We start from the raw sequence: 12,300 nt of genomic DNA on the forward strand, positions 1-12,300 counted from the left end.
CGACGGGTGGTTGAGGCTAGTGCCCGCCTTCCCCCGCCAGCTTCCGGGCCAGCTCGCCCATCACGGCCTTGGCGTCGCCGAAGAGCATGAAAGTCTTGTCCAGAAAATAGAGCTCATTGTCGATGCCGGCGAAGCCTGGGGCCTTGGAGCGCTTGATGGCGTATACCGCCCTGGCCTTGTCCGCGTCGATGATGGGCATGCCGTAGATGGGGCTGCTCTTGTCCGAGCGCGCGGCCGGATTCACCACATCGTTGGCGCCGATGACCAGCACCACGTCCGCCTGGGGCATGTCGCCATTGATCTCGTCCATCTCCACCAGGTCGTCGTAGGGGATCTCAGCCTCCGCCAGCAGCACGTTCATGTGGCCAGGCATGCGACCCGCCACGGGATGGATGGCGAACTTCACGGTCACGCCCTTCTTCTTCAGCAGGTCGTAGACCTCCCGCACCTTGTGCTGGGCCTGGGCCACGGCCATGCCATAACCCGGGACGATGACCACCAGGCTCGCCTGCTCCATGACCATGGCCGCGCTTTCCACGGTGTCCGACTTGTAGGCCTTGGCCTCACCTTCCGCGCCGGCGGTGGTGGTCTGGCCGAAGGCGCCGAAGAGCACGTTGAAGAAGGAGCGGTTCATGGCCTTGCACATGATCACGGAGAGGATCAGGCCCGAGCTGCCGTCCAGGGCGCCGGCCGTGATGAGCAGCTTGTTGTTCAGCACGAAGCCCATGGCCACGGCGGAGAGGCCCGCGTAGGCGTTGAGGATGGAGATCACCGTGGGCATGTCCGCGCCGCCGATGGGGATGATCAGCAGCACGCCGAAGGCCAGGGACAGCAGGATGATGCCGCCGAAGGCCCAGGGCGCCCAGGGGGCCAGCGGGTGCAGCACCAAGGCCACGCCCAGGGCCAGGGCCAGGGCGAACAGCGCCAGGTTGCTGGCGTTCTGGCCGGGGTAGGTGACGGGCCGCTGGGGGATCCACTTCACTTCCTGCAGCTTGCCCGCCGCCAGGATGGAGCCGGTGAAGGTGAGGAAACCCAGGAGGATTTCCGCCACCAGGGCCACGACGATGAAGGGGGCCAGGGCCGCCTCGTTCTTCTGCCCGTAGTAGAGGAAGAACTTGGCCGTGCCCACCAGGCCCGCCGCCAGGCCGCCGAAGGCGTGGGACAGGGCGGTCCGCTGGGGCACCGCCGTGAGGGGCACCTGGGCCAGGGGGTAGCCCACGGCCGCGCCCAGGGCGAAGGCGCCCAGGATCCACCAGTAGTGGGTGCCGCCGGTGGCCAGGACGCCGGTGAGGGTGCCCGCCACCGCCAGGGTCATGGCGCCCACGCCGGAGAACACGCCCTTGCGGGCCGATTCCGGATCGCTCATCCACTTCAGCGAGAGGATGAAGAGGGCCGTGGAGACGAGGTAGAGAAGCTGGACGAGGGTCTCGGCAGTCACTTCGCCACCTTCTCTTGCTTCTTGAACATCTTCAGCATGCGGTCCGTGATGAGGAAGCCGCTGACGATGTTGGTGGTGGAGCAGAAGATGGCCACCAGGCCCAGGGCCGTGATGTAGCCCGGGTAGTCCTTGCCGGCGGAGACGATGATGGCGCCCACCACTGCGATGGCCGAGATGGCGTTGGTGAGGCTCATGAGGGGCGTGTGCAGCAGCCGCGATACGCGCTGGATGACCATGAGGCCGATGAAGGTGGCCAGCATGAACACGAACACGGCGCCCATGACGTCGAGCTCTCCGTGGCCGCCACCGGCGCTTGGGGCCGCATGTTCTGAAAGAGCGAGCAGCATCATCACGCCTTCCCTCCCTGTGTCTGATCCAGCGCCTTCAGCGTGGGCCCGTGGACCACCTTGCCTTCGTGGGTCACGGCGCAGCCCTTGAGGATGTCGTCGGTCCAGTCGAGGTTGAAGCGCTTGGCTTCCTTGTCCCAGAAGGCCGTCATGAAGTTCAGCAGGTTGCGTGCGAAGAGCATGCTGGCGTGGGTGGGCACCGTGGCCGGCAGGTTCAGGGGCGCGACGATCTTCACGCCGTTCACGACCACGGTCTGACCCAGTTGCGACAGCGTGCAGTTGCCTCCGCCGTCCGCGCCAAGGTCCACAATCACCGAGCCGGGCTTCATGCTCTTCACGATGGCCTCGTCAAGGAGCTTGGGCGCGAAGACGCCGCCGATGAGGGCCGTGGTGATGACCACGTCCACCGTGGCGCAATGCTCCGCCAGCATCTTCGCCTGCAGGGCCTTGTCCTCGGCGGAGAGCTCAGCGGCATAGCCACCGCCCGCGGAAGCCCCCTGCTTGAGGTCGATGCCCACGTACTTGCCGCCCACGGATTCGATCTGCTCCTTCACCTCGGGCCGCACGTCCGTGGCGGTGACACTGGCGCCCAGCCGTTTGGCGGTGGCGATGGCCTGCAGGCCCGCCACCCCCGCGCCGATGACGAAGACCTTGGCGGGCAGGGTGGTGCCCGCGGCGGTCATGAACATGGGGTAGTACTTCGGCAGCTCGATGGCGCCCAGCAGCACGCCCTTGTAGCCCACGAGGTTCGCCTGGCTGGACAGGGTGTCCATGGCCTGGGCCCGGGTCGTGCGGGGGATGCAGTCCGTGGAGAAGGCTGTGAGGTTCCGTGCGGCCATCCGCCTCACCGAATCCAGGTTGCGGGTGGGGAAGATGGACGCCAGGAGCCGGGCACCGGGCCTGAGGAGGTCCACCTCATGGGTCCCGTCGGGCCGGACCTGGGGCGCGTTCACCTTGAGCAGGAATTCCGCGGAGCCGAAGAGGGCGGGGGCATCCTCCACCACCGTCGCGCCGGCATCCCGATAGGACTGGTCGGTGAAGTTGGCGGCGGTTCCCGCCCCGGCCTCCACGGCTACCTCCATCCCAAGGGCGATCAGCTTCTTGCAGGACTCCGGGTCCAGGGCGACGCGGGTTTCATCCGCCCTGATCTCTCTGGGCACGGCAATCTTCATGGGGGCCTCGGTGCAGAATTCCGCTGGGTTGCGGAAACCTTACCATTGATTGGCATCCATGTCTTAATGCTGTTTTTTTACGATGTCGGGGTCTGCTGCTTTGCCGACATGAGCTCGGTCTTGCGGGCCGATCCCGCACTGGAGCCGAAGTAGTAGGACACCACGCCGATCCAGGCGGAGCCGAGGCTGCCCAGCATGATGTTGAGGATGTCCCGGGATCCGGTTGGGGGCTCACGCCTCATCAGGTAGGCCAGCAGCCCGAAGAACCCCAGGGTGATGAAGATGCCGAGGGCCTTGGGGGTCCAGTCCTGGGTCTTGATCTCCCGCTCCCGGGCGTTGGCGCGATCCCCGGCAGCGATGGCCTCGAGGGCCTCGAGGTTCTCGAACCCCAGCTTCTGCATCTGGACCGCGAAGTCCTGGTCGGCCTTTTTCAGGGCCAGCAGCTGATCGGGATTGGCGCCCTGGACGGCGGCGGCCAGGGCGGCATCGTCCTTGGGGGCATCGTCGCTGAGGCCCAGGGCCTTCGTCAGGGCCATGCCGGCCATGCCGCCCAGGGGCCCTCCCAGGGCCGTGCCGATGGTGGGGGCGATGCTCTTGACGAGTGCTTTCCAGTCAAATGCCATGGACGACCTCCGGGATGCGTGCGGCACGGTTGAGCCAGCCCTTCAAGAACACGGCCTGGCTGGGATCGCTGGCGACCAGCGACTGGTAGTGGTCCTTCTGGGCCTGGCAGATGGCCTGCATCAGGGCCTCCGGGGGCTGCGCATTCGCGGCGCCGAGCGTGGCAGGGCCAAGCTTCCCGTCTGCATCAATGGGGGGATTCACCAGGAGGTTGATGGCCTTCTGCAGCAGCCTGATGGAGGTGCCCGTGCCGCAGTTCACGCCGATGTCGAAGAGCTTGATGGCGATGGCGGGATCCCCGATGGCATCCCAGCGCCAGTACTCCGAGCGGTAGATGGTTCTCGCCTGATCCAGGGTCAGGTCCCTCACGCTGGCGGGAAATCCGAGCTCGGGATGGTCGGCGTTCCACTTGGCGAGGTTCTTCTGGATGATGCCGAAGTTGGTGGCGCCGCCCGGATCGGCCGGGTGGTTGACGTAGCCGCCCTCGTTGCCGAGCGTGAAGGCGAGGGCTTCTTCGAGGACGCTGCTCAAGGTCGTCTCCTGGAATCAGTGGGTGTCCATGCGGGATGTGAGCCGGAGATCTTCTCTGAGCTCTGGTACAGGACCCGGCCATCCGCGAGCTCGAAGCGGGCGACGCGATGCTCCGCCACCAGCTGGTCCAGGGCTGCCTGAACCGCCTCTGTGGTGACGGAATACCGCTCCGGCGGAAGCCACCAGGAGGCGATGCCCTCCAGGCTGTCGGCGGCGGCCGGATGATCCTGGAGGTAATGCAGGATGCCCTGGCATAGGCTGCTCGGATCGGATGTGGGGGATGCGTTCATTCGGCACCACGGGTGGCGATGGGGCTTCAAGGCAATCACCGGGCCAAGAGACTTCAACTGTTCCAAGTGCCTGTCAATGGTCGACATGTAAAAAAGCAGCATGGATGGCGCCAGTCGAGTCTTTGCCCCAGGCCCCGTTCAAGCCGCTGTCATCAAGCTTTTTGTTGACAGGTGTTTGAAGGCATCGGCTCCAGCTGGGTCCATTTGGACCCAGTGGGCTCGACCTTCCGTCCTCACCCTCCCCTGCTCCCGTCTCGTGCCGGATCAGCTGCAGGCATGATCCAAATTTAGTTCATGCGCTTCTTACATTCATTTGACAAAAACAGGCATTGTTGTCGTATTGCCAGACAATGTAATGGGTCTATATTGCCTTCTTGAACCTCGATTGAACGGTGCCGCCTCCGAAACTCACAGAGGAGTCCAGTTGATCGGCCATTCCCCAGCCCTGCGAGAGACCCTGCGACTCGTCGCCCGCATGGCGGCCTGCGATGCGCCGGTGCTCATCGAGGGCGAGACGGGCACGGGGAAGGAACTGGCTGCCCGGGCCATCCACTACCAGAGCGTGCGGAAGGATGGCCCCTTCATCCCCGTCAACTGCGGCGCGATCCCGGACACCCTCATCGAAAGTGAGCTGTTCGGACACCGCAAGGGGGCCTTCACCGATGCCAAGGACAACCAGCCGGGGCTGGTGACCTTGGCCGAAGGCGGCACCCTGTTCCTGGACGAGGTCGATGCCCTCTCCACCAAGGGCCAGGTGACCCTTCTGAGGTTCCTGCAGGATCAGGAATTCCGTCCCCTGGGGGCCCGCCAGGTCCTGCAGGGGAACGTACGCATCCTGGCGGCCAGCAATACCAGCCTGGCGCTGCTGGCCGAGCGGGGGGCCTTCCGTTCCGACCTGCTGTACCGTCTGAAGATCCTCTGCCTCGAATTGGCCCCGCTCCGGGAGCGGAGCGGTGACATCGAAGAGCTGGCCACCTGGTTCCTGGCGGCCTGCGACAAGCGCTTCGGCCTGGGGACCAGGGTCATCCATCCGGACTCCCTGGCCTGGATGGGCCACTACCACTGGCCCGGGAACATCCGTGAGCTGGAGAACCTCCTCTACCGGGAGTACCTGCTCTCGGAGGGAACGGTCATCCGCATCGACCCCCCCAAGGCCATGCACCCGATGCCCCAGGGGACTCCGGAACCCCAGGGGGGTGAGCTGACCTTCCACCGGGCCAAGGCGAGGGCGGTGGAGGCCTTCGAGCGGGCCTACCTGGTGGGCCTGCTGGGGCTGGCCGGGGGCAATGTCAGCCTCGCGGCGAAGCTGGCGGGCAAGGAGCGGCGCAGCCTGGGCAAGCTGCTCAAGAAGTACGGCCTGGGCAACTCCCCCAGGCAGGGGCGCTTCTCGCAGGAGGACCGGATCCCCATTTGACTTGGGTCCTTTTCGACCCGGAGTGGGTGGAATCCGGGAAGTCCCCGTCGTGCCATGCATTTGAGACCCCTCCCCGGGGGCGGTCTGGGATGATTTGTGTCGATATGAAATCAATGCCGACTTTTTCAAGCCAAGTCTTTTCTGATTGCTAGATATTTTTCGAGCAACTTGGCGTGCAGGTTGCCACGGATCGGGACGAACCCAACCACCCGAAGGAGGTCCCCCGTGGCCAACGCCGCCCACCCTCACCGCATCGGTCTCATCACCGAGCACGCCTCCAAGCATGGTGGGCGCCTCGGGCGCCACCTGCACTTCGACGAGCGCAGCTGGAACTTCCCGGTCCTGCTCAAGAAGGGGGCGGTCATCGAGACCCGGACCTGGAACCGGACCCTGAAGGCCTTCAACCAGGGGGAGCTGGGCTCCTGCACGGGGAATGGCGCCGTCGGCGTGGTCTGCACCGAACCCTACCGCCAGCAGGGCGTCCGCTACTCCGAGGCCCTGGCCCGCAAGGTCTACACCCAGGCTTCCCATCACGACACCATCGTGGGGGCCTGGCCGCCCCAGGACACGGGATCGACGGTACTGGCGGCCATGAAGGCCCTCACCGCCCTCGGCCTCACCAAGGGCTACCGGTGGTGCTTCAGCCTCGATGACGTCCTCAAGACGCTTTCGACCCTCGGCCCCGTGGAGGTGGGCCTGAACTGGTACGAAGGGTTCGACAAGCCCGACGCCAAGGGGCTCGTCAAGGTCGGTGGCGCCGTGCGGGGCGGCCATGCCTTCGAGCTGCTGGGCGTGGACGCCGAGCGGAAGCTGGTCTGGGCCATCAACTCCTGGGGCCCGGACTGGGGCCTGCAGGGTCGCTTCGCCTTCTCCTGGAAGGACCTGGACCGCCTGCTCCACGAGGATGGCGAGGCCTCCACGGTGACGCTCTGAATCCGGCCATGACCCCTTGAGCAAGGCCTTCTCCCCCCTCTCCCTGGGCGTCGGCTTCACGGCGCTGCTGGCCCTGGTGCCCGGTCTGGGCCTGGGCTCCAAGGCGCCCAAGCGGGAAGCGAGCCCCACCGCCAAGGTCGAGGCCGCGAAGAAGGACCGGAAGGTCGAGGCCGTCGGCGCCCTGCTGGATCAATGCCTGAAGGACCGACCCCAGGCCGCGGCCTCCACCGTGGGGGTGACCATCCTCACCCTGCCGGACCCCCAGCGGACGAACATGTCGCTCTGGTTCGACCTGCGGCTGAACGCGGTCCAGCGGGCCTTCAAGGCCGACGACTTCCTCCCCCGGGCTTTCTATCTGCCCTGGGAATCCAAGGGCCGGGAGGAGGGCGGGGCCGGCATCTCCTCCGAGTTCGCCGAGAGCGGTCCCGGGCTCATCTGGTTCGCCCGGGGCGGCGCGACCCCCGCCTACCACGCGCTGTTCATCGTGGGGGAGAGCCAGTCCCTCGGCCTCAACCGGGAGGCCTTTCGGCAGGCCCTCCAGCTGGCGTCCCTGGTGCCGGCCCCGAAGGGGGAACGCCGCCTCTCGATCCTGGGCCCCCAGTTCTCGGGCAGCCTCTCTTCCCTGGGTGCGGCCCTGGAGGCCCACTTCAAGGACCCCGCGGCGCCGGACATCAGGATCCAGGGGACCACCACCCTCGATCCCAACGGGGTCAAGATCCTCCGCACGGCCATCGGGTCCGTCGAGCCCCGGCGGTTGCAGCTGTCCCCCTGGATCTGCAACCTCTCGGGCCCTTCGAAGGATCGCCTGCTGGACTGGTACGTCGCTGAAGCCGGGTGGCCCCAGGATGCCTCCAGGATCGCCCTGTTCACTGAATCGAACACGATCTATGCCCGCGACGGGGTCGGGGCGCGGATGACCCAGATCCTGTTCCCCATGGGGCTCTCGCGCCTGCGTTCGGAGCGGCAGGCCATGGAGCACAACCTGGCGAAGGGGGGGGACTCCCAGGAGCTGGTGCTCCCCTCCACCCTGCTGGGTCCGGCCGAGGACGACTCGCTGCGGGTGCTGGACACCGTGCCCCAGTACTCGCCCGACACCGTGCGCAACACCGAGCTCACCCTGGCGGGCACCATCCTGAGCCTGGCGCGGCGCGGGTACACGCATGTGGGGATTTCCGCCAGCGACCCCCAGGACCTGCTCTTCCTGGCCGAGCGGATCCGGGCCTACCACCCCAGCTGCACGCTCTTCACCACCAGTGGCAACCACGCCCTCTTCGCCCATCCGAACCACAGCCAGGCCATGGATGGCATGGTGCTCTTCGGCGGCTACGCCGTGACGGATGCGGTGCGGGTGCTCTCGCTGAAGAAGGGGGACCTGGAATCGCCCGTGCGCTTCACCTCCGAAGGCGAGTACGCCACCTACTACGCCACCATGCTCCTGCTGGATCCCACCCGGGCGGACGATCCCGAGCGCCGCTACTGGGGCAAGCAGGGGCTGGTCTCCATCGTGAAGGGGGGCAGCATCTGGCCCCTGCGCCACGGCGGGCTGGAGGTCACCCGGGATGGGGCCGAGGTCTGGGATCAGGATGTGGAGGCGCGCTACCGGGAAGTGGCCACCCAGAGCAAGGACCTCGTCCAATACGTCCACTCCAGGCTGCGCCAGCTCGCGCTGCTGGTGTTCAGCCTGGGGCTCGCCTCCGTGCTGGTGTTCCTGCGGCCGCTGCACCAGGTGGCGGCCATCCCCGTGGGGGAGCCGGGCCTCCGGGCGTACCGCTACCTCGGCTCCGGCGCGGTGCTGGCGCTGGCGGTCCTGACTTTCCTCGCCATGGGCTACCTGCTGCCGCTGGCGGTCCTGAGGGGGAATCCCGGCCACGACCCCTACCTGTGGATGAGCGTCCTGATCTGGGTAGTCGTGCTCCTGGCGACCGGCTGGTCCCTCCGGGGCCTGGTCGGCGGCTGGCTGGCCATCCTCCTGCTCCTGATCGCCCTGCTGCCGGCGGTGGCCATCCTGATCTGGGGCCCGACCCATCTCCTGGTCTTCATACCCGCCTACCTGCGCTTCTCGTCCCCGGGCCGGGGGGTGTCGCTCATCCCCTCGATGCTGCTCCTGGCCGGGGGCGTGGCCCTGCTGCTCCGCACCTGGTTCGACGTCCGCCGCCAGAACCAGGATGCCTTCTGGCCCGAGCCCATCGGGATCACCGAGCGGAAGGTCCTGGTCATGCGCCATCTCCGGGGCCTCCACTTCCAGCCCTGGACCCTGGGGATCGCGATGGCGCTCGTGGGCTTCCAGCTCATCATGCCCGGCGGTCTCATCCGGCCCCTGATGGAGGTGCAGGGCATCACCCTGGTGGTGGTCGCCGCCGCGGCGGCCCTCTTCACCGCGTCCGCCTTCCTCTTCTGGCAGTTCCACCAGGGCTGGAAGGAGCTCCGGGGGGTGCTGGAAGTGCTGAACATGAGCTCGTACCGGGCCGCCTTCGCCGAAGTCGGAGCCCTCATCGAATGGAAGGCCATGACGGCCCTCGGCCGGGGCATGTCCACGCGCCGCTCCAGCCTCCGGGGGCGGGAGATCCTGCAGGCCCAGCAGGCGTGGGTCTCCCGGATCCTTCCGACCTTCGCCGGCTGCCTTGGGGCTTTGACGGACCTGGAGAAGAAGATCTCGCGCAGCCGCCGCAACCTGGGCGAGTACGAGAACTGGCGCAACCGCCTGGCCATCGCCCACCAGATGACCGCCTGCGGCGACGGCCTGGCCGCGGCCTGCGCCAAGGATCCCGCCGCCGCCGCCGCGCATCAGGCCGAGGTCGACGTGTTCTGCGCCCTCCGTGCCGTCCATTTCATCCGGCAGGCCTTCCTCGTGCTCCGGGCCCAGCTCATCGGTTCGCTCGGCACCATGATCCTGCTGATCCTCGGCGTGGGGGCCTTCGACTTCCAGCCCAAGAGCGACGTGCTGATCCTCCTCAGCGCGGCCCTGCTGGGGATGGCCCTGTGGGTCACCCTGGCGATCCTCGCCATGGAGCGCGATCCGCTGCTGTGCCTCATGGAGGGCACCCAGCCGGGCGAGGTGCAGTTCAGCCTGGGTCTGGTGGAGAACGGCTTCCGCTTCGTGGTGGTGCCCCTGCTCCTGCTCCTGGCGACCCTGAACCCCTCCTTCGGCGGGGTGGTGATGCAGGTCTTCAACCCGCTCATGCACCTGCTCAAATAGGCGCGTTCAGTTCGCGGGCGGCGCCGGCGGCGGGGCCGTCTTCCCGCCGCCGGTCACGGTGGGAAGCTTGGCCGCGCTCCACTCCTGGAAGGAACCATCGAACAGGGCGGCCTCATAGCCCAGGTAGCGGCAGAGGAAGTAGCCGTGGGCGGCCTGCAGGCCCACCTCGCAGTAGGTCAGAACCTTCCGGCCCGGCAGCAGTCCGCGGGCGGCCAGGAGGGCCTCCAGCTTGGCCACGGGCTGGAACACCGGGTGCTCCTCGTCCACCAGGGTCTCCTGCCAGTACACGTGGTTCGCGCCGCTGAGGTGGCCGGCCTTGTAGCGCCGCTCGGGACGGGAGTCCAGCACCTGGCCCGTGGCCTGGGCCGCGGGCGCCTCGACGACCGACTTCACCTCCTCCAGCGAGGCCCGCACCTCAGGCCTCACCTTCGGGACGAAGGCCGCCGCAGCAAAGGCGGGCAGGGCCCCGGTGACGGGCCGGTCCTCCACGAGCCACTGCTCGATGCCCCCATCCAGCAGCGCCGCGCGGTCGCCGCGGCCCAGGTAGTCCAGCGTGAAGAAGGCCCGCGCGGCATTGGGCATCCAGGCCGTGGCGTAGATGACGATGCGGCTCTTCTCGGAGATCCCCAGCTCCGAGAAGGTCTTCACCAGCGTCTCCACCGGGGGCAGCTCCGAGCCCAGCGGCCCGGCATTGTCGATGAACTTCGCCGTGGCGAGGTAGCGGGCCCCCGGGATGTGCCCCCGCTTGTAGTCCGCGAAGGTGTCGGCCACGTGCAGCAGGGCCAGGTCGGGGTCCTTGAGGTGGTCGGCCAGCCAGGCGGTGCTCACGAGCAGCTCGGGATGGAGCTTCCGCGCCGGGGCCTGGGCCAGGAGCGCGCAGGCGAGGAAGGGGACGAGGAGGTGGGGACGCATCGACATGGTGGCCTCCGGCGGGTGCTGTCCACCATACGCTCCTGCCGTGCCGGACGCGCAGGATCCGGGGCGAAGGGCGGGAGCGATGGGGCCGGTTCGCCGTTTGTGGTCCAATCTGGGGGAGACCTTCCTCCGGGAGTGCCCATGATCCGCTGGCCTGCTCTGGCTGCTTGCGTTGTCCTCTCGGCGGCGCCGCCCGCCGCAGTCCCGCCGGAAGCCGTGGTCCAGAAGCAGGTCGAGGCCTACAACGCCCACGACCTGAACGCCTTCGCGGCCTGCTACGCGCCGGACATCGAGTTCCGCACCATGGCCGGCGCCGTGAACCCCGAGAAGGGCCTGGCCGCCCTGAAGAAGGGCTACGGCGAGCTGTTCAAGGCCTACCCCACCCTGCGGGTGAAGATCCTCAAGCGCATCACCCAGGGCGCCTTCGTCATCGACCAGGAACAAGCCGAAGGCATGGGCCCGAAGCCCATCACCGTCACCGCGATCTACGAGGTTTCGGAGGGGAAGATCGTTCGGGTTTGGTTTATCGAGGGGTAGAGGAGCCTGGCTACAGCCCCCGCGCCCACTCCGGCCGTAACCTCACCTGACCCGCCAGGGCAGCGTCGATGGCGGCGAGGATGGCGTCGCGATCCCGGGGTAGGCGACCGCCGATGGGCAGGTAGTTGGAGGCGTGGTTGGAACGGAAGATGGTGGCGCTGGGCCGGGCCTCCTCCACGAACCAGCGCAGCTCCTGCAGCAGGCCGTGGACATCCGGCAGCTCGAAGCGGCCGCCGTCCTCCAGCTTTGCCATGGGCGTGCCGGGGATGACCGTGAGGGTCAGGGTGGAGAGGAAGCGGGGGTCCATGGCCGTGGCGAGGCGGCCCGAGGCCCGGGCGTGGGCCTCGCTGCGCTCGCGGCCCCCGGCGCCCAGCAGGAAGATCAGCGACTGCTCCATGCCCGCCTCACGGGCCCGGCGGGCGGCCTCCACGTGGGCGGCAGCATCGGCCCCCTTGGCGATGCGCCGCAGGGTGGCGTCGTCGCCGGACTCAGGCCCGATGTAGAGCAGAGAGAGGCCCAGCTCCCGCAGGCGCCGCAGCTCCTCCGGTGTCTTCTCCAGCAGGTTGCGGGCCGTGGCGTAGGTGCTGACGCGGCGCAGGCGGGGGAAGGCGGCGGCCAGGGCGCGCAGGATGGGCTCCCAGTGCTCTGTGGCCATGCCCAACGGATCGCCATCCGCCACGAAGACATGGCGCACGTCATCAGCGAAGCGGTCGCCCGCCTCGGCGATATCGGCGCGCACATCGTCCAGCGGCCGCACCGTGTAGCACTTGCCCCGATACATGGCGCAGTAGGTGCAGGCGTTCCAGGAGCAGCCCAGGGTGGCCTGGAGGATGAAGGAATCGGCCTCGCTGGGCGGGCGGAAGAGGGGTTCGTCGTAGCGCACGGGATCATTCTCCCGCATCGGGA

The 12,300-nt window shown here is 67.7% G+C and carries 12 protein-coding genes; 4 read left to right on the forward strand and 8 right to left on the reverse strand.

Annotation, left to right across the window (positions count from 1 at the left end; genetic code table 11):
- Window positions 1–16: 16 nt before the first annotated feature.
- The 6 genes from QOZ81_RS04885 to QOZ81_RS04910 all read right to left on the reverse strand — a co-directional run bounded on the left by QOZ81_RS04885 (window position 17) and on the right by QOZ81_RS04910 (window position 4,501).
- Window positions 17–1,438: an NAD(P)(+) transhydrogenase (Re/Si-specific) subunit beta gene (locus tag QOZ81_RS04885; protein WP_291200738.1), complete on the reverse strand. Its 1,422-nt coding sequence runs from the start codon at window positions 1,436–1,438 to the stop codon at window positions 17–19.
- The gene (locus QOZ81_RS04890; RefSeq protein WP_366082986.1) at window positions 1,435–1,719 is read right to left on the reverse strand and encodes an NAD(P) transhydrogenase subunit alpha; all 285 of its coding nucleotides are present in this window, start codon (window positions 1,717–1,719) and stop codon (window positions 1,435–1,437) included. Before QOZ81_RS04890 ends, QOZ81_RS04885 begins: the two co-directional genes overlap by 4 nt.
- 68 nt (window positions 1,720–1,787) lie before the next feature.
- Entirely contained in the window at window positions 1,788–2,957 is a 1,170-nt protein-coding gene (locus QOZ81_RS04895) for a Re/Si-specific NAD(P)(+) transhydrogenase subunit alpha (RefSeq protein ID WP_291200731.1), read from the reverse strand.
- A 77-nt stretch (window positions 2,958–3,034) separates the two neighbouring features.
- The gene (locus QOZ81_RS04900) at window positions 3,035–3,580 is read right to left on the reverse strand and encodes a hypothetical protein (RefSeq protein ID WP_291200728.1); all 546 of its coding nucleotides are present in this window, start codon (window positions 3,578–3,580) and stop codon (window positions 3,035–3,037) included.
- Window positions 3,570–4,109, reverse strand: coding sequence for a glycoside hydrolase family 108 protein (locus tag QOZ81_RS04905; RefSeq protein WP_291200725.1), 540 nt, complete (start codon window positions 4,107–4,109; stop codon window positions 3,570–3,572). Before QOZ81_RS04905 ends, QOZ81_RS04900 begins: the two co-directional genes overlap by 11 nt.
- A complete protein-coding gene (locus QOZ81_RS04910; protein WP_291200723.1) occupies window positions 4,106–4,501 on the reverse strand; it encodes a hypothetical protein in 396 nt (131 codons plus the stop codon). The genes QOZ81_RS04905 and QOZ81_RS04910 overlap by 4 nt, the downstream gene beginning before the upstream one ends.
- 322 nt (window positions 4,502–4,823) lie before the next feature.
- Here QOZ81_RS04910 and QOZ81_RS04915 point away from each other — a divergent pair, with 322 nt between their 5' ends.
- From QOZ81_RS04915 to QOZ81_RS04925, 3 genes are all read left to right on the forward strand, one after another.
- The gene (locus QOZ81_RS04915) at window positions 4,824–5,813 is read left to right on the forward strand and encodes a sigma 54-interacting transcriptional regulator (protein WP_291200720.1); all 990 of its coding nucleotides are present in this window, start codon (window positions 4,824–4,826) and stop codon (window positions 5,811–5,813) included.
- A gap of 225 nt (window positions 5,814–6,038) precedes the next feature.
- Window positions 6,039–6,746: a hypothetical protein gene (locus QOZ81_RS04920; protein ID WP_291200717.1), complete on the forward strand. Its 708-nt coding sequence runs from the start codon at window positions 6,039–6,041 to the stop codon at window positions 6,744–6,746.
- A 16-nt stretch (window positions 6,747–6,762) separates the two neighbouring features.
- On the forward strand, window positions 6,763–9,942 hold the full coding sequence (locus tag QOZ81_RS04925; RefSeq protein WP_291200715.1) for a hypothetical protein: 3,180 nt from the start codon (window positions 6,763–6,765) through the stop codon (window positions 9,940–9,942).
- Between the two features lie 6 nt (window positions 9,943–9,948).
- Here the strand turns inward: QOZ81_RS04925 and QOZ81_RS04930 are convergent, their stop codons facing one another.
- Window positions 9,949–10,860 carry a sulfurtransferase gene (locus tag QOZ81_RS04930; RefSeq protein WP_291200713.1) on the reverse strand — a complete coding sequence of 304 codons (912 nt, stop codon included), beginning with the start codon at window positions 10,858–10,860 and terminating at the stop codon, window positions 9,949–9,951.
- Between the two features lie 138 nt (window positions 10,861–10,998).
- On the opposite strand from QOZ81_RS04930, the gene QOZ81_RS04935 reads away from it, so the two are divergent.
- Window positions 10,999–11,394 (forward strand): nuclear transport factor 2 family protein, encoded by a 396-nt coding sequence (locus QOZ81_RS04935; RefSeq protein ID WP_291200710.1) that lies wholly within the window; start codon window positions 10,999–11,001, stop codon window positions 11,392–11,394.
- Window positions 11,395–11,404: 10 nt separating this feature from the next.
- On the opposite strand, the gene QOZ81_RS04940 is transcribed toward QOZ81_RS04935, so the two are convergent.
- Window positions 11,405–12,277, reverse strand: a complete 873-nt coding sequence (locus tag QOZ81_RS04940) for a radical SAM protein (protein ID WP_291200707.1) — start codon at window positions 12,275–12,277, stop codon at window positions 11,405–11,407.
- Between the last annotated feature and the right edge of the window lie 23 nt (window positions 12,278–12,300).

This window comes from Geothrix sp., assembly GCF_030219325.1.
In the GTDB taxonomy this organism is placed as follows: domain Bacteria; phylum Acidobacteriota; class Holophagae; order Holophagales; family Holophagaceae; genus Geothrix.

Bases quoted from the DNA above. Each gene is read 5' to 3' on its own strand.
- QOZ81_RS04900 (WP_291200728.1), bottom strand. From the start codon at position 3,580: ATGGCATTTGACTGGAAAGCACTCGTCAAGAGCATCGCCCCCACCATC.
- QOZ81_RS04890 (WP_366082986.1), bottom strand. From the start codon at position 1,719: ATGGGCGCCGTGTTCGTGTTCATGCTGGCCACCTTCATCGGCCTCATG.
- QOZ81_RS04930 (WP_291200713.1), bottom strand. From the start codon at position 10,860: ATGTCGATGCGTCCCCACCTCCTCGTCCCCTTCCTCGCCTGCGCGCTC.
- QOZ81_RS04895 (WP_291200731.1), bottom strand. From the start codon at position 2,957: ATGAAGATTGCCGTGCCCAGAGAGATCAGGGCGGATGAAACCCGCGTC.
- QOZ81_RS04910 (WP_291200723.1), bottom strand. From the start codon at position 4,501: ATGCTGCTTTTTTACATGTCGACCATTGACAGGCACTTGGAACAGTTG.
- QOZ81_RS04935 (WP_291200710.1), top strand. From the start codon at position 10,999: ATGATCCGCTGGCCTGCTCTGGCTGCTTGCGTTGTCCTCTCGGCGGCG.